The sequence below is a fragment of the Sphingomonas sp. CFBP 13728 genome (assembly GCF_014841895.1).
In the GTDB taxonomy this organism is placed as follows: domain Bacteria; phylum Pseudomonadota; class Alphaproteobacteria; order Sphingomonadales; family Sphingomonadaceae; genus Sphingomonas.
Genome location: NZ_JACYUS010000002.1, coordinates 91,514 through 107,496, shown reverse-complemented (window position 1 = coordinate 107,496; position 15,983 = coordinate 91,514). Strand labels below are relative to the sequence as shown.

The following is a 15,983-nucleotide window of genomic DNA, read 5'->3' as shown; positions in this document are numbered from 1 at the left end:
GTCCCCGCCTTCGCGGGGAAACATGGTTCCGCCGTCAGTTCTTCATTCGCCAGCCGGTCTTGAAGATCCAGGCGATCGCGATCAGGCACACGGCGAAAAAGCCCGCCGTCACCGCGAGGCTGACTCCGACCGCGACGTCGCCGACGCCGAAGAAGCTCCAGCGGAAGCCGCTCACCAAATAAACGACCGGGTTGAACAGGCTGAACGTCCGCCAGGGCTGGGGCAGCATGTCAATCGAGTAGAACGCGCCGCCGAGGAACGTCAGCGGCGTGATCAGCAACGCGGGGACGAAATTTAGCTGCTCGAAGCCGTTGGCCCAGACACCGATGATGAACCCGAACAGACTGAACGCGACCGCGGTCAGGATCAGGAACGCGATCATCGCGAACGGGTGCTCGATCCGCAGCGGCACGAAGAACGACGCCGTCGCGAGGATGATCAGCCCGAGGATCACCGACTTGGTGGTCGCCGCGCCGACATAGCCGATCACCATCTCCATTGCCGACACGGGCGCCGACAACAGCTCGTAGATCGTGCCGGTGAACTTGGGGAAGTAGATCCCGATCGATGCGTTCGAGATGCTCTGCGTGAGCAGCGACAGCATGATCAAGCCGGGGACGATGAAGCTACCGTAACCGACGCCGCCGACCTGCTGCATGCGGCTCCCGATCGCGCCGCCGAAGACGATGAAATACAGCGAGGTAGTCAGAACGGGCGTGACGAGGCTCTGCCACAGGGTGCGCAGCGCGCGCGCCATTTCGAAGCGATAGATCGCCCAGATGCCATGGGTATTCATGCGCGTTCTCCGACGAGATCGACGAAGATGTCTTCGAGGCTCGATTTGCTGGTTTCGAGGTCCTTGAAGCCGATGCCGAGCTCGCTGAGCTTGCGTAGCAGCGAGGGGATGCCGGTGTGGTCCGCCTGTGCGTCGAACACGTAGCGGAGGCGCTTGCCGTCGTCTTCCAGCGACAGGTCCCACTCTGCGAGGTCGGCGGGAAGCGCCGTCATCGGGTCCTGGAGAGCGATGTCGAGTTCGCGCTTGCCGAGCTTCTTCATCAGCGACGCCTTGTCGTCGACGAGGAGCAGCTTGCCCTTGTTGATGACGCCGACGCGGTCGGCCATCTCCTCGGCTTCCTCGATATAGTGCGTCGTCAGGATGATCGTCGTGCCGCCCTCACGCAGGCGATGGACGAGCTTCCACATGTCGCGGCGGAGCGCCACGTCGACGCCCGCGGTGGGTTCGTCGAGGAACAGGATTTCGGGCTCGTGCGCGAGCGCCTTCGCGATCAGGACACGGCGCTTCATCCCGCCCGAGAGTTCGCGGATCTTCGCGTCGCGCTTGTCCCAGAGCGAGAGGTCGCGGAGCACCTGTTCGATATAGTCGCTGTGGCCCGAGCGGCCGAACAGTCGGCGGCTGAAGGTGACGGTGGCGAGCACCGTCTCGAACATGTCGACGTTGAGTTCCTGCGGCACGAGGCCGATGCGGCTGCGCGCCTGCTTGTAATCGCGGATCGCGTCGTAGCCGGCGACCTTGATCGTGCCCGCGGACGGCGTGACGATGCCGCAGATGATGCTGATCAGCGTCGTCTTGCCCGCGCCGTTAGGGCCGAGGAGGGCGAAGATCTCGCCTTTCTGGATGTCTAGGTCGACGGGATGGAGGGCTGTGGTGCCGCTCTTGTAGGTCTTGGTGACGCCCGCGATGGACAGGATCGGTTCGGTCATTGGCACCCCTTTTTGTGAGGGGAAGATGGGGGTGGGGAGGGGGGAAAGTAAGTGCTCCCGCCCTGTTCTCCTGCGAACGCAGGAGCCCAGGATACCGGGCGTCGCGCTTTGTAACCCTGGGCTCCTGCGTTCGCAGGAGAACGGTTAGCCGGCCCTTGCCGCCGCTACGGCTTTTTGCAGGTCTTCGAGCGGCAACGCGCCGGACAGGACTCGGTCGCCGACCACCCAGCTGGGCGTACCGGTCATGCCGAGCTTGGCGGCGGTTTCCATGTTCTTGGCTATTTCGGCGTCGGCGGTTTTGGTGAAGCTGGCCTGCGTCACGTCGACCCCGGCCTTGCTTGCAGCGGCGGCGATCGAGGCGTCGTCGACGGGGCCGCCGGCGTAGAGCGCGTCGTGGAAGGTGGCGAACTTGCCCTGTTGCGCGGCGGCGAGGCTCGCGCGGGCGGCGATGCGGCTCTCGGCGCTGAGGATCGGGAGTTCGCGGAAAACGACGCGGACCTTGGGGTCGGCGGCGATCAGCTTGGCGATCATCGGCAGGCTCGCTCGGCAGTATCCGCAATTGTAATCGAAATACTCGACGAGCGTGACGTCGCCCTTGGGGTTGCCGGCCCAGGCGCTGCCGAACGGCGTGACGATCGCGTCGCGGTTCGCGGTGACCGTCTTGCCGGACTCGCGGTCGCGCAGTTTCTCCATCGCCTCGGGGAGAATCTCGGGGTGCGCCAGGACATAGTCGTGGACGATCGATTCGACCTGCGCCCGCTCGACGCCGCCGCCCTGGCGGTCGAAACCCCAGACCGCGAGGCCTCCGATGACGGCGCCCGCGACCGCGATCGCCGGGAATGTAAGTTTGCTCATTTGCGGCGCTTATACTGCTTGGGATTGTCGTCCATCTCGTTCTGCGCGGCCATCGCGATATCCTGCGCGCGGATCCAGTCGGTCGTGTTCGCCGGGATGTTCGCGAGCGCATATTGCGCGCTCGCCGAGGCGGTCCGCATGTCGCCGCCCATGCTCGCGCGTTCGGCGGTGGCGAGCGCGGCGCGCGCGGTGTCGCCGGTCAGTTCGTAGACTGTGCCTAGCTGCATCCAGGCGAACGGGTTCTGGTCGTCGCGGCCGACCGCGGTGCGCAGGACCCTGGTCGCCTCGGGGTAGTTCGCCTTGTTCTCGGTTGCGATGAGCGCGTGGCCGAAGGTCGTGGCGATCAGCGGGTTGTTGCGCGAGCCTTCGGTGGCTTCGCGCAAGGGAGCCAGCGACTCGACCGGCTTGCCCGCTTCGAGCAGGATCTGCCCCTTGATCTCGAGGAAATACGGATCGGTGGGCTCGGCCTTCACCAGCGCGTTGGCCTCGGCGTCGGCTTTCTCGGGGTAGCCGGCTTTGTGATACGCGTAGGCGCGGGCGTAGTGGGCGTAGATCGACTGGTTGCTGGGTGGATAGGCCTGCAGCGTCTGGTCGGAGGGCATGACGTAGCCGGCGAGCTTGGCCTTCACGCGGCGGAAGCGTTCCTCCAGCGCGGCGTCGGGTTTGTTGGCCCAGGCGGGCGAGGCTTGCAGGTCGGCGGTGAGCGTCGCAACGCGCTCGCCCGAGAGCGGATGCGACTGCATGAACGGATCGATGTTGGCGGTGCCGAAGCGGTATTCCTGCTGCTGCAGTTTCTTGAAGAAGCTGAGCATGCCGCGGCCGGAGACGTTCGCCTCGCGGAGGAACTTGGCGCCGGTCGCGTCTGCGGTCGATTCCTGGACTCGGCTGAACGAGAGGTAGCTGCCCATCGCCGCCTGCTGACCCGCGGCCATGATGCCGGCACCTGCCTCGCCGCTGCCGGCCGCCATCGCGGCGAGGCCGAGGACCATCGAGAGCAGGTACATGCCCATTGCGGGCTTGGTGCCGCGGTCGGCGAGGACGACGTGGCCGTCGGCGATGTGGCCGAGCTCGTGCGCGATGACGCCCTGGACTTCGTTGGCGTTGTCGGCGGCCTGGATCAGCCCTGAGTGGACATAGACGGTCTGCCCGCCGGCGACGAACGCGTTGATCGACTCGTCGTTGATGAGGACGACCTTGACGTCGCGCGTCGAGAGCCCGGCCGCCTTGATCAGCGGGTTCGACATCTCCGCGAACATGGTTTCGGTCTCGGCGTCGCGGAGGATCGACTGGGCCTGTAGGGGCGTCGTCCAAAGGAGGAGGGCGGTGGCTGCGGCGGCTACTAGGCGCTTCATATCACGGGGTATCGTCGATTGGGGGCGGGGGGGCAATGGTCGTGCGGTCGGGCGTGCGGTGGAGTGAAGTATAGGAAGTGCAGACGCTGGGAGCGGTTTTGCGGTTGGTTGGGGGTGTGGGTGGCATTGGGGGAGGGGAGCAGGGTTTGGGTTTGTAGGACAGGGGTTTGCGGGGGGGGCGGCACTCGTGCGACTCGCTCCTGTGCGCCGTCTTCGCGAGAGTTGAGCCGCCATGATCTGGCACCTCCCCGGCGGAGGCCGGGGTCCAATTGGGGGACCGGGCTAACTGGGGGTGGCGCTTCGTTATTGCCACCTTTCCAATTGGGCCCCGGCCTTCGCCGGGGTGGTTGTGGATGGGGGAGTTCGGCGTGCGTCACTACGGTGCTGGAACTCAAACCTCGTATCGCCCCCGTGTCTTGTTCACCCGCGAAGGCGGGTGCCCAGTCTGGGTCCCCGCCTTCGCGGGGATACAAGCTTTTCTCGTTCGCCACGTGAGGCATTGGGCGCTCACGGATACCGCGCGTCCGGACGATCGCTCCCCACAAACGAAAACGGGCGCGGCCTTTCGGTCGCGCCCGTTCTTTGGTCTTAGCGTCCGGCGTTAGCCGAAGGTGCGCTGCCACCAGCCGCGGCGGGGGGCGCCGTCGGGGTCGTCGTTGGTGTCCGAAGTCGCGACGTCCTGGGGCTGGACTTCGGCCTTGGGCGGGGTGGTTGCGATCGGCTCGGCGAGCGGTTCGCTAGTCGGGGCGGCATCGCCGGCATCGACCACGGCTGCTTTCCGCGGACGACCGCGGGGCTTGGCGACCTTGGCGGGCGCTTCCTCGACGACTGCCTCTTCAACCGCAGGGGCTTCGACCACCGCGTCCGACGCCTTACGACGCGCACGCTTGGGCTTGGGCGCCGACGCTTCGATGGTCTCGGCGGGCGTTGCGCTCACCTCGTCCATCGTCGCTTCCGCAACCGCCTCGCGACGGCGACGGCCGGGCTTCGGTGCAGCCGGCTCGGCCGAGACGGGCTCCGGAGCGATCGGCGCCGGGACCACGGGCTCCGGTGCAACCGTCTCGGCTTCCGCCTCGACCGCACGTGGCTTGCGACCACGGCGTGCCTTGGGTGCTGCATCGGCCACCGCCTCGGCGATGTTCGCCGCTGCGGCTGCCGCACGGGCACGTGGACGACGGCGCATCTTCGGACCCTCGGCGACTTCCGCCACCGGGACTTCCTCGACGACCGGCTCGAACGCCGGTTCGTAAGGCGGCTCGGCGTAGGTCGACTCGACCGGCTCGTACGCTTCCGGCTCAGGCGCCTCGGCGATCAGCTGGGCGTCGTCGACGCTGCTGACGGCGACCGACTGGCCGTTCTCGGCGCCCTGCTCGTTGCGGCGACCGCCACGACGTCCCCGACGACCGCGACGACGACGACCTTCGCCCTCTGCGCCATTGGCCTGCTCGGATGGCGCACCAGCCGAGACCATTTCGCCACCGCCGACTTCGACGATGTCGCCCTCGACCTCGTCGATCTCCTCGACGTTGGTGTCGGCGTCCTCGAACGTGCCGTCCTCGTTGACGCCCTCTGCTGCACCTTCCTCACCGGGACGTGCACGACCGCGACGACCGCGACGACGACGACGCTTCTTGCCGCCTTCACCATCCGCATCGCGACCGTTTTCACGCGGTGCACGCTGCTCGCCATTGCCTTCGCGAGCTTCACGACGGCGCGGCTGCTCAGCCTCGGCCTCGGCCTCCTCGACCTCTTCTTCCTCGATCTCGTCCTCGATCTCCTCGGGGAGGTCGTCTTCGTCTTCCTCGATGATCTGGACGAACTTCGGCGCGTGCGCGGGCGGCGGGCCGCTGGCCTCGACCGTCATGTGCGCGCCTTCCTCGTCCTGGCCGGGGATGATCTCGACGATCACGCCGTAGCGATCCTCGATCTCGGCGATGTCGGCGCGCTTGCGGTTGAGGATGTAGACCGCCGCTTCCTGGCTCGCGCGCAGGGTGAGCAGCGAACCGCGACCGCGTGCGGCCTCGTCCTCGATCAGGCGGAGTGCCGAGATGCCCGACGACGATGCGGTGCGAACGAGGCCGGTGCCCTCGCAATGCGGGCAGGCGCGGGTCGACGCTTCGAGCACGCCGGTGCGCAGGCGCTGGCGGCTCATTTCCATGAGGCCGAACGACGAGATGCGACCGATCTGGATGCGCGCGCGATCGTTCTTGAGCGCCTCCTTCATCGCCTTCTCGACCTTACGGACGTTGGAATTGTTATCCATGTCGATGAAGTCGATGACAACGAGCCCGGCCATGTCGCGCAGGCGGAGCTGGCGGCCGATTTCCTGTGCGGCCTCGAGGTTGGTCGCGGTCGCGGTCTGTTCGATCGAATGCTCGCGCGTCGAACGGCCGGAGTTGATGTCGATCGAGACGAGCGCTTCGGTCGGGTTGATGACGAGGTAGCCGCCCGACTTCAGCTGGACGACGGGGTGGTACATCGCGGCAAGCTGATCCTCGACGCCGGCGCGCTGGAACAGCGGCACGGGATCGGCGTAATGCTTGATGCGCCGCGCGTGCGTCGGCATCAGCAGGCGCATGAACTCGCGCGCCTGGCGATAGCCGTCCTCGCCCTCGACGATGACCTCTTCGATTTCCTTGTTGTAGATGTCGCGGATCGCACGCTTGATCAGGTCGCTGTCGCCGTAGACGAGCGCGGGGGCCGACGCCTTCAGCGTGGCTTCGCGGATGCCGTCCCACAGGCGGGCAAGGTAATCGAAGTCGCGCTTGATCTCGACCTTCGAGCGCTGGAGGCCCGCGGTGCGAACGATGCAGCCCATCGAGGGCGGCAGCTGCATGTCGGCCATGATCGTCTTGAGGCGCTTGCGATCGCCCGCGTTCGAGATCTTCCGCGAGATGCCGCCGCCGTGCGACGTGTTCGGCATCAGCACGCAGTAGCGACCGGCGAGCGACAGGTACGTGGTCAGCGCCGCGCCCTTGTTGCCGCGCTCTTCCTTGACGACCTGTACCAGCAGTACCTGGCGGCGATGGATCACATCCTGGATCTTGTAGCGACGGCGCAGGTTCATGCGACGCTCGCGCAGATCCTCGACCGCGGCATCGTCGGCGCTCGGCTTGCGCTTGCGACGGGGTGCTTCGCCAGCTTCGCCACCTTCGAGTTCTTCGGCGACGTCGGGATCTACCCCGCCATCGTCCTCGAAGCGCTCGATGTCGTCCTCGTCGTCACCCTCGTCTTCGTCCGAGTCGTAGTCGGCGCGCAGGGCGGCTTCCTCGGCGGCGTGCTCGGCTTCCTCACGGAGCAGCGCGTCGCGATCTTCCTTGGGGATCTGGTAGTAATCGGGGTGGATCTCGCTGAACGCGAGGAAGCCGTGGCGATTGCCGCCGTAATCGATGAACGCCGCCTGGAGCGACGGCTCGACCCGCGTGACCTTGGCGAGGTAGATATTGCCCTTGAGCTGCTTGCGTTCGGCACTCTCGAAATCGAATTCCTCGATCCGGTTACCCTTGACGACTGCGATCCGGGTCTCTTCCCGGTGGCGTGCGTCGATCAGCATGCGCGTTGTCATTATAGATTCTCCGCGCGCGCGCCGGGCCTGTCGGCAGCCGTCGCGCGCTTGATGGTGGTGCGGTCGGGCACGGACGCCCGGACTCGCGGATGGTGTGCGAAACTGCCTCTGCGCGAAGTGCATGCCGCGGGAACTCTCCCTGCGGCGCCCGCACGACCGCGAGTCCGTCGGCGAAGGCCGGTCGGAGTGCGGGGCGGGGGGAATGCGTCATTCGAGCGTCAACCTGAATTGCCGCGCCGGCGAGAATCCGCTGGCGGGCGTCGAGACCGGCGCGTCGCTGGTAAAAACTAGGCGACACACGGCTGTACGACAGGACTAGCACTGCATACCCGATCTCGCAACTGGCCCCGGAACCGTCGCTTTCGTGGGCGTTTCGGCTCGAAATAGGGGCAGCGAGGCGCAGACTTGCCGGGGCGGCAGAGCCTTGCCGGCAAATACATGGCAAACGGCAAATTAACCGCACTGCGCAACCGCGTCTTGTGATGCGAGGCGCTATCGCTCGCTCACAGAGATCGGATGTATCGATCAAAGGGGTGTAGCATGGGTTTTCGCTGGACCGGCGGCAGGGCCGCACGGCAAGGACGCGAGGTGTTGACGGTCATCGCCCTCATCGCCGGCTGGCTGGCGAGCATTCCCGCCTGGGCGGCGACCGTGCAGAGCGTCGCGATCAGGGACGGGCGGATCGTCATTCGCTTCGACGAGGCGGTCGGCGATGCCGCCAGCCGCGTGCTCACGGGGCCGCGCCAGATCGCGGTCGACGTGTCGGGCGCGACGCCGGGGCGCGAGGTCGCCGCGCGCGGGTTGGTGACCGGCGTCACGCAGATGCTCATCGGGCGATCGGGGATGCGGATGGTGTTCGATCTGGCCGAGCCGGCGATCGTCACCGACGGCGGGTTCGACTCCGACGGACGCGAGCTGACGCTGGCGTTGCGCACGGTCGATTACGATCAGTTCGCGGAAGCCGGGATCGCCGGGCCGCTGAACTTCTTCCCATTCAATTTCGGGGCGGCTTCGCGGCCGAAGTACAAGGTGTCGGTGCCGGTGCCGCCCAAGGCGCGGGGCATGAAACTGCCGCGCGTGCAGGGCGACGATACGCGGCCGCTGGTGGTGATCGATGCGGGGCATGGCGGTGTCGATCCGGGTGCGATCGGGCCGAACGGACTGCGCGAGAAGGACGTGACGCTGAAGGTCGCCAAGGCGATCCGCGACGAGCTGCTCGCGTCTGGGCGCGTGCGCGTGGCGCTGACGCGGAACGACGACCGCTATCTGATTTTGCGCGAGCGATATGGGGTTGCTCGGCGGCTCAAGGGTGACCTGTTCATCTCGATCCACTGCGACAGCACGGGATCGGAAAACGCGACCGGGGCGACGGCGTACACGTTGTCGGAGGTGGCTTCGGACAAGGAAGCCGCGCGGCTGGCGGCGCGGGAGAACAAGGCGGACGTGATCTCGGGCGTGAACCTCGGCGAGGCGCCTGCGGACGTGTCGTCGATCCTGATCGACCTGACGCAGCGCGAGACGATGAACGCGTCGGCGACCTTCGCGCGGTTGCTCGGGCGTGAGGCCAAGCCGTTGATGCCGCTGAAGGCGAACTTCCACCGGATGGCGTCGCTGATGGTCCTGAAGGCGCCGGACATGCCGTCGATCCTGTTCGAGACGGGGTATATCTCGAACCCACAGGACGCGGCGTTCCTGGATAGCGAAGAGGGGCGGCACCGGATCGCGGAGAGCGTCACGCGGGCAGTCGAGGTCCATTTCGCGCGGCGGATGGCGGCTCGGTAGGTTCGGGGAGGGGGGTGCTCCCTCCTCCTTTGTTCTCCCGCGAAGGCGGGAGCCCAGTCTGGACTCCCGCCTTCGCGGGAGAACAGGCTGGTTACGGTCGATACTGTTTCCTCTGATCGCACATCATGCCACAAGTCGCCCGAATTGATTTGAGGCTGACGACATGACCGACGCGACGCGGGGCGTAACCGACACGGGCCCCGAGACCAGCATGCGCGAGCTTACGTTTCGCGGGATCGTGCTCGGCGGGATCATCACGCTGCTGTTCACCGCGGCCAACGTGTATCTCGGGCTCAAGATCGGGCTGACGTTCGCGACGTCGATCCCGGCCGCGGTAATCTCGATGGCGGTGCTGCGGTTGTTCAAGGATTCGACGATCCTCGAGAACAACATCGTCCAGACCATTGCGTCCGCCGCGGGCACGCTCGCGGCGATCATCTTCGTGTTGCCGGGGCTCGTGATGATCGGCTGGTGGCAGGGCTTTCCGTTCTTCACCACCGCGGCGATCACGATGTTCGGCGGCGTGCTCGGCGTGCTGTTCTCGGTGCCGCTGCGCCGTGCGCTCGTCGTCGACACGGTGCTGCCGTATCCGGAAGGCCGCGCGGCCGCCGAAGTGCTGAAAGTCGGCGCGGGCAGTCGCGAAGGCGGCGAGGAAAGCGCGCGCGGACTCGGCATCATCGTCGCCAACGCGGTCGTCTCGGCCGGGTTCGCGATCCTGACGCAGACCAAGCTCGCCGCCGCCGAAGCCGCGACATGGTTCCGCGTCGGTGCGGGTGCGACCGGGATCTCGGGCGGACTGTCGTTCGCGTTGCTCGGCGCGGGGCATCTGGTCGGCATCTCGGTCGGCATGGCGATGTTCGCGGGCGTGGTGATCGGCTGGTGGATATTGCTGCCGATCCTGACCTCGGGTGGCAGCGTCACCGGCACCGCGGAGGTGATCGCCAACACCGTGTTCCGCTCGGACGTCCGCTTCTTCGGCGCGGGCGTGATCGGCGTCGCGGCGATCTGGACGTTGCTCAAGATCGCCGGGCCGGTGGTCGGCGGCGTCCGCTCGGCGTTGGCGGCATCGGCGGCCAAGCGTGGCGGCGAAGTGCTGGCTCTCGAAGAGCGCGACATTCCGATCGGGATCGTCGGGATCGGCTCGCTGGCTATGCTGGTGCCGATCGGTATCCTGCTGTGGACGGTCTTGCAGGGCGGGCCGCTGGAGGCGTCGGCGGTCGGGCTGATCGCGGGGAGCCTCGTGTTCATCCTCGTCATCGGCCTCGTGATCGCGGCGGTGTGCGGGTACATGGCGGGGCTGATCGGCGCATCGAATTCGCCGGTGTCGGGGATCGGCATCCTCGCGATCCTCGCGGCGTCGATCCTGCTGGTGTCGTGGTTCGGTCGCGGGGTCGAGCCGGGGACGACGCAGGCGCTGGTTGCCTACGGGCTGATCGTGACGGGGATCGTGTTCGGGATCGCGACGATCTCGAACGACAATTTGCAGGATCTGAAGACGGGCCAGTTGGTCGGCGCGACGCCGTGGAAGCAGCAGGTGGCGTTGCTGATCGGCGTGGTGTTCGGGTCGATCGTGGTGCCGCCGGTGCTGAACTTGCTCGGGAGCACGTTGGGGTTCGCAGGGGCGCCGGGGGCGGGGCCGAATGCGCTGGCGGCGCCTCAGGCGGCGTTGATCTCGGCGCTCGCGAAGGGCGTGTTGGGGGGGAACCTCAACTGGGCGATGATCGGCTATGGGGCGCTGACTGGCGTTTTGGTGATCGCGGTCGACGAGTTGCTCGGCAAGGCGGGCAAGCTGCGGTTGCCGCCTTTGGGTGTTGGGCTCGGCGTGTATCTGCCGATGTCGGTGACGTTGCCGGTGACGATCGGGGCGGTCGTCGGGTTTGCGTATGATCGCTGGGCGGATCGGGCTCGCGATCCTGAGTTGGCGAAGCGGATGGGCGTGCTGACCGCTACCGGCATGATCGTCGGGGAGTCGCTGTGGGGCGTTGGCTTTGCAGGGATCGTGTATCTGACCAACAAGGAGACGCCGCTGGCGCTGGTCGGGGACGGGTTTGCGAGCGTGGCGCTGGTTGGCGGGACGGTGTTGTTCGCGGTGCTGACGTGGGTGATGTACCGGCGGACTATGGCGGCTTCGCGGTAAGCTTGTTTCCCCGCGAAGGCGGGGATCCAGACTGGGCTCCCGCCTTCGCGGGAGAACAAGATTGTGTTGGGACCTTGGCCCATTTCACCACCCCGGCGGAGGCCGGGGCCCAATTGGAAAGGTGGTCGTAACGGAGCGCAGTTCGACGTTATCTGCGTCCCCCAATTGGGCCCCGGCCTTCGCCGGGGTGGTGCTGACGCAGGGACGGTGTTTACGCGTGGGAGAAGGATGGCGTCCGTCTGGACGCCCCCTTCACTTCATCGCAGCAAGCATGTCCTTGATCGGTACGAACGCGAAGCCCACCGAGCTGTCGGCGATCCCGTACGGCATGAAGATCGTGTCGCCATGCTTCAACGCGCCGCAGCTATAGACGACGTTGGGCACATACCCCTCGCGGTCCTGGTCCTTCGCGGCGAGGATCGGCTGGCTCGTCCGGCCGATCACCTTCGACGGATCGTCCTTGTCGAGCAGCACCGCGCCGATCGAATATTTCCGCATCGCGCCGACGCCGTGCGTCAGCAGCAGCCAGCCCTCGTCGAGCTCGATCGGCGGGCCGCAATTGCCGATCTGCACCAGCTCCCACGGATATTCGGGCGTCAGGATCTTCTCGCCGTCGTCCCAATCGGTCAGCGTGTCGGACTTGAGCAGGAACAAATTCTCGCCGTCCTGCCGGCCGATCATCATGTACTGGCCGTTCACCTTCCGCGGGAACAAGGCCATGCCTTTATTCCGCGCGGCGGGGCCGGTCATCGGCACGAGGTCGAACGCGCGGAAATCGCGGGTGCGCATCAGCTCGGACTGGATCACCGAGCCATTATACGCGGTGTAGGTGCCGATCCACTCGTAATTGCCGTCCTCGTGCTGGAAGCGGACGATGCGGAGATCCTCGAGGCCCTTCGACTGCGCCTGCGTGATCGGGAAGATCACCGTGCCGCTCAGCGTGCTGTCGCGGTGACGATAGACGGTGACGGGGCCGATCGGCATCTCGTCTTCGCCGCTGCCGACCGCATCCGTGGCCGTCGCGAACGGGGGTTCCGGCGCGAGCTTCATCTGGTTTTCGCAGGTGATGATGCCTTCGCGGAACGCCACCGACGAGATGTGACCCTCGCCGACTGCGCGCAGGCTCATCAGGATCCGCATCGAGCCCGGCGGCATGCCCGACTGGTCGAAATGCGGCACCGCGCTAGGGTTCATCAGCGCGGCGGCGGCATAGCTGTATTCGTGGCAGAAATACGCGCCGATCAACTGGCGCTTCTCGTCGCCGATCTCCGCGCCGTTCAGCCCGAGCATGTCCTCGATCTGGTCGTAGCGCGTCATGAACACGCGCCGCGTCTGCCAGTGGCGTGCCTCGAAATCCTTCAGCACGACCTCGAGCTGCGCGCGCGCCTGTGCGGGCGACATTTCCAGCACTTCGCCGACGAGCCGCTCGGTGCGGCTCGGTGCGCCGCCATGACCGCCCCAGGCGATATGGAACGGCCGCACGACGACACGCGAAGGGTCCGCGTGCAGCCGCAGCTGGTGGTTGAACAGATCCATCGTAGCAGTGCCCCGCGTCGTTCCACTCAGCGCACCGTCGCCTGTCAGGCTGTCTCTAGCGTGGCTAGGCGACGACGCGCGCCGCTCCTGCCACGCTTTGCGCTGCCTTTGATACCCCTGAAATGGCACAACTTGCGAGTTGGAGCGCCAAAATCGACTCGGCACCCTGGTTTCGGTTGAGCCCGGTCGGCATCAAACCGTCATAGCAACCGCCATCCGCGACGCTCGCCAGCGGCAGGTCGAGGTCGTTGACGCCGAGGAACCAGCCGTAGGCGCGCAACGCCTCGTCACGCCAGCGCACGTCGCCGGTCGCGTTATACGCTGCGGCGCACGCATCGACGGTCGCCTGTGCCTCGAGCGGTTGCTGGTCGAACTGCAGCGGCTCTGCGTAAGGGCGGTTGAAGCTCTCCGACCCGACCGCGCGGAAACGACCCTCGGGCGAGGTCTGCTTGGCGACGATCCAGTCGAGCGTGGCGAGGCCACAGTCGATCAGGTCCTGACGGCCGAGCGCCTGGCCTGCACGGATCAGCGCCTGCGGGAGGCGCGTATTGTCGTAGGCGAGGACAATCTCGAACCACTGCCACTCGGGACGGCGCGCCTTGGCGAGCAGATCGAGATGAACCTTGGGGAAGGCTTCGAGGATCGACAGCGACAGCTGGTGACCGGGCTTGGCCTCCAGCATTGCCGCCGCACCGAGCATCGCGAACGCCTGCGCACGCAAGGAGCCGAGTTCGAGCGCCATCGATGCGGTCGAATCGAACATCGCCGTCGCCCAGTCGCGGTGCTTCGCGGCCTGTGCATCGCGCGCGGTGACGCCGAGCGACCAGAGCGTGCGGCCGTTCGAATCTTCCGACCCCGAATCCTCGCACCAGGTGCGATCGAAGTTCATGAAGTTGCGGAAGCGGCGCGTGTCCGGGTTCCAGGCATACTGCACGAACGACGCGTAGATCGTCATCCACTTGTCGCGCGTCACATCATCGAGATCGGGCAGTGCGCTCATCAGCATCAGCGCGCGGCAATTGTCGTCGATGCAGTAGCCGTGGCGACGATCGGGGATCGAATAGATCGAATGCTGGAGCATGCCGGTCGAATCGCTCATCCGCTCCACCGCGGCGAAATCAGGCGTCAGCTGCTTCAACGGGGCTGGCACCTTGGCGAGGCGAAAAGGGCGCGCCGCCACGATCGCACGGATCTCCGTCATCATCGCCTCGGCGAGCTTCGGCCAGATCATCGTACGGCCACGCGCATAGGCGCGCTCGGCCAGACGATTGCGATCGCGGTCGTTCGACATCAGCGCATCGATCTCGCGTGCGAACGCATCGACATCGCCGAAGGGCACGAGCACGCCGTGGCCATCCGCGAGAATCTCGGTCGCGTGCACGTACGGCGTCGAGATGACGGGCTTGCCGACACCGATCGCGTAGCTGAGCGTGCCCGACGTGATCTGCGCGGGGTTGGTGTACGGCGTCACGTAGACGTCCGACGCCTGGAGATAATCGAGCAGTTCGCCATGCTCGAGGAAGGCGTCGACGAACGAGACATTGTCGGCGACACCATTCTCGGCGGCGAGCGCCTTCAACTTGTCGCGGTACTTCTCACCTTCGTACGCGACGAGGTTCGGGTGGGTCGCGCCGAGCACGACGTACAACAGGTCGGGATGCTTCGCGATCACCGCGGGGAGCGCGTTGATGACCGTCTCGATCCCCTTATTGGGGGCGAGCAGGCCGAACGTCAGCATGACCTTCCGGCCTTCCCAGCCGAACTTGTCCTTCAGCGTCGCGGGATCGAGCAGGTCGCGATCGGGAACGCCGTGCGGGATCATGACGATCTGGCGCGAGTTCGCACCATAGACGCGCTGGAGGATGTCGCGGCCACGCTCGGCCATCACGATCACGCGGGCGGCGCGACGCAGAAGCCCTTCGAGCACGCGGCGCTCATCGGCATTGGGCTTTTCGAGGATCGTGTGCAGCGTGACGATTACCGGCAGCGTGGTGCGATCGAGCAGTGCGAGGATGTGCTCGCCTGCCGGGCCACCGAAGATGCCGTATTCGTGTTGAAGCCAGATCGCCTGCGCGCCGCTGGCCTCGATCTTCCGCGCGGTGTCGATATAGGCCGACAGATCGGGCTCGGGGATCGTGCCGGTGACTTCAGCCGGGTAGTCGTATTTGCCGGGGTGATCGTCCATCGCATAGACGTCGACGGCGATCTCGGGGAAGCGCGCGCGCATGGCCGTGAAAACGTCGGTCGTGAAGGTGGCGATGCCACACTGTCTCGGCAGGAAATTACCGATCAGCGCCAGTCGCGCGATATTCCCACCGTCCGCCGGTTTCACCATACCCTGTCCCTCGTTTGAGCGCGCACTTCTGGGAGAACCCGGTCGCGCATCCATTTGAACGGTTCAGGTAGCATAAAGTTTCATCACATACTGCAGTGCAGCACGGGAATAATATCAATCTAAATCAAATCGATATTTCGCGTCGTCGTCCTGGGCCCTCAACCGCGACCGCGATACGAGGCGACTCCCTGGTCCGGGAGCCACAGATCTTGCGGCGGTGCACTCGATTGCCAGAACACGTCGATCGGGATTCCACCGCGCGGATACCAGTAACCGCCGATGCGCAGCCACACCGGTTTCATCTCGTCGAACAGGCGCTCGCCGATGCCGACGGTGCAATCCTCGTGGAACCCGGCATGGTTGCGGAAGCTGCTGAGGAAGAGCTTCAGCGACTTGGATTCGACGATCGTCTCGCCGGGGACATAGTCGATGACGAGGTGTGCGAAGTCGGGCTGGCCGGTCACGGGGCACAGCGACGTGAACTCGGGCGCCGCGAACCGCACCAGATACGTCCGGCCCGGCCGCGGGTTCGGAACATAATCGAGCACGGCCTCTTCTGGAGAGGCGGGGAGGGCGCTGTTCTGGCCGAGATGCAATGGGTTCTGGGGAGCGGTCATGTGCCGCCATGTAGGATGCGATTCGAATGCCGCAAAGTGGGTGATGCTTTCCTCCGTCATGCCGGGCTTGTTCCGGCATCCA

General features: G+C 66.0%; 10 protein-coding genes. 2 read left to right on the top strand and 8 right to left on the bottom strand.

Features of this window, described 5'->3' with window-relative positions; genetic code table 11:
- Positions 1-34 precede the first annotated feature (34 nt).
- The 5 genes from IFT67_RS09270 to IFT67_RS09250 all read right to left on the bottom strand — a co-directional run bounded on the left by IFT67_RS09270 (position 35) and on the right by IFT67_RS09250 (position 7,482).
- Positions 35-796, bottom strand: coding sequence for an ABC transporter permease (locus IFT67_RS09270; protein ID WP_192146763.1), 762 nt, complete (start codon positions 794-796; stop codon positions 35-37).
- A complete protein-coding gene (locus tag IFT67_RS09265; RefSeq protein WP_192146761.1) occupies positions 793-1,722 on the bottom strand; it encodes an ABC transporter ATP-binding protein in 930 nt (309 codons plus the stop codon). Before IFT67_RS09265 ends, IFT67_RS09270 begins: the two co-directional genes overlap by 4 nt.
- 144 nt (positions 1,723-1,866) lie before the next feature.
- Positions 1,867-2,577 (bottom strand): DsbA family protein, encoded by a 711-nt coding sequence (locus IFT67_RS09260; protein WP_192146759.1) that lies wholly within the window; start codon positions 2,575-2,577, stop codon positions 1,867-1,869.
- On the bottom strand, positions 2,574-3,929 hold the full coding sequence (locus tag IFT67_RS09255; RefSeq protein ID WP_192146757.1) for a M48 family metalloprotease: 1,356 nt from the start codon (positions 3,927-3,929) through the stop codon (positions 2,574-2,576). Before IFT67_RS09255 ends, IFT67_RS09260 begins: the two co-directional genes overlap by 4 nt.
- Before the next feature lie 601 nt (positions 3,930-4,530).
- Complete coding sequence (locus IFT67_RS09250) at positions 4,531-7,482, bottom strand: ribonuclease E/G (RefSeq protein WP_192238638.1); 2,952 nt, start codon at positions 7,480-7,482, stop codon at positions 4,531-4,533.
- 552 nt (positions 7,483-8,034) lie between these two features.
- Here IFT67_RS09250 and IFT67_RS09245 point away from each other — a divergent pair.
- The gene (locus IFT67_RS09245) at positions 8,035-9,276 is read left to right on the top strand and encodes an N-acetylmuramoyl-L-alanine amidase family protein (protein WP_192146756.1); all 1,242 of its coding nucleotides are present in this window, start codon (positions 8,035-8,037) and stop codon (positions 9,274-9,276) included.
- Between the two features lie 163 nt (positions 9,277-9,439).
- Positions 9,440-11,413: an OPT family oligopeptide transporter gene (locus IFT67_RS09240; RefSeq protein WP_244647308.1), complete on the top strand. Its 1,974-nt coding sequence runs from the start codon at positions 9,440-9,442 to the stop codon at positions 11,411-11,413.
- 252 nt (positions 11,414-11,665) lie between these two features.
- On the opposite strand, the gene IFT67_RS09235 is transcribed toward IFT67_RS09240, so the two are convergent.
- From IFT67_RS09235 to queF, 3 genes are all read right to left on the bottom strand, one after another.
- Complete coding sequence (locus tag IFT67_RS09235; protein ID WP_192146754.1) at positions 11,666-12,949, bottom strand: glycoside hydrolase family 130 protein; 1,284 nt, start codon at positions 12,947-12,949, stop codon at positions 11,666-11,668.
- A 64-nt stretch (positions 12,950-13,013) separates the two neighbouring features.
- Entirely contained in the window at positions 13,014-15,284 is a 2,271-nt protein-coding gene (locus tag IFT67_RS09230; RefSeq protein WP_192146752.1) for a glycosyltransferase family 4 protein, read from the bottom strand.
- Positions 15,285-15,442: 158 nt separating this feature from the next.
- Positions 15,443-15,901, bottom strand: coding sequence for a preQ(1) synthase (gene queF, locus IFT67_RS09225; RefSeq protein ID WP_056411723.1), 459 nt, complete (start codon positions 15,899-15,901; stop codon positions 15,443-15,445).
- Positions 15,902-15,983 lie beyond the last annotated feature (82 nt).